At 47.7% G+C, this 1,039-nt stretch carries 2 protein-coding genes; both read left to right on the top strand.

The features are described from left to right. The coding region (gene fabD, locus R7Q48_RS24885; protein ID WP_318130395.1) for an ACP S-malonyltransferase at positions 1–849 on the top strand (849 nt) is incomplete at its 5' end. A gap of 34 nt (positions 850–883) precedes the next feature. Continuing rightward, positions 884–1,039: SDR family NAD(P)-dependent oxidoreductase (locus R7Q48_RS24880; RefSeq protein ID WP_318132784.1), on the top strand; the 156-nt coding region annotated here is incomplete at its 3' end.

The raw sequence follows: 1,039 nt of genomic DNA, 5'->3' as shown, positions 1-1,039 counted from the left end.
TATGACGTAGTAAAACAAACATTTGCAGAAGCATCTGACGCACTAGGTTACGATCTATGGGCGCTTGTTCAAAATGGCCCTGCTGAAGATCTAAACCAAACTTTCCGTACTCAGCCTGCATTGCTTGCTTCTTCTGTCGCTATTTGGCGCGTATGGCAAGAGCTTGGTCTAGAACAACCAGCAAACCTAGCGGGTCACAGTCTCGGTGAATACTCAGCGCTTGTGTGCGCTGGCGTGATTGACTTTAAAGAAGCAATCAAATTGGTTGAACTACGTGGCAAGCTAATGCAAGAAGCGGTTCCTGCGGGTACTGGCGCAATGTATGCAATCATCGGTCTAGATGATGATGCGATTGCAAAGGCGTGTGAAGAAGCAGCGCAAGGCGATGTCGTTTCTCCAGTAAACTTCAATTCTCCTGGTCAAGTTGTTATCGCAGGTAGTAAAGATGCAGTAGAGCGCGCTGGCGCACTGTGTAAAGAAGCTGGCGCGAAACGTGCTCTTCCTCTTCCTGTGTCAGTGCCTTCACACTGCGCGTTAATGAAACCAGCAGCTGATAAACTAGCAGTAGCGCTAGAGTCTATCGAATTCAACACACCACAACTTCCAGTTATCAATAACGTTGATGTGGCAGCTGAAACTGATCCTGCAAAAATCAAAGACGCGCTTGTTCGTCAGCTATACAGCCCAGTTCGTTGGACTGAAAGCGTACAGCTAATGAGTGAACAAGGTGTAGAAAACCTTCTTGAACTTGGCCCGGGCAAAGTTCTGACAGGTCTAACAAAACGTATCGTGAAAACACTAAGTGCAGCAGCAGTTAACGATGTGGCGTCGTTAGAAGCCGCTAAATAATTCTTTCACGATAAGAAAAGGAAAACACAACATGATGAATCTAGAAGGTAAAATCGCTCTAGTGACTGGCGCAAGCCGTGGCATTGGTCGTGCGATTGCTGAGCTTCTTGTTGAACGCGGTGCTACCGTTATTGGTACCGCAACGTCTGAGGGCGGCGCGGCTGCGATCAGCGAATACCTAGGCGAAAAT

It is taken from the genome of Vibrio sp. 378 (assembly GCF_033339435.1).
The sequence above is the reverse complement of the archived record's forward strand: the minus strand, read 5'-3'. Positions and strand labels throughout refer to the sequence as shown.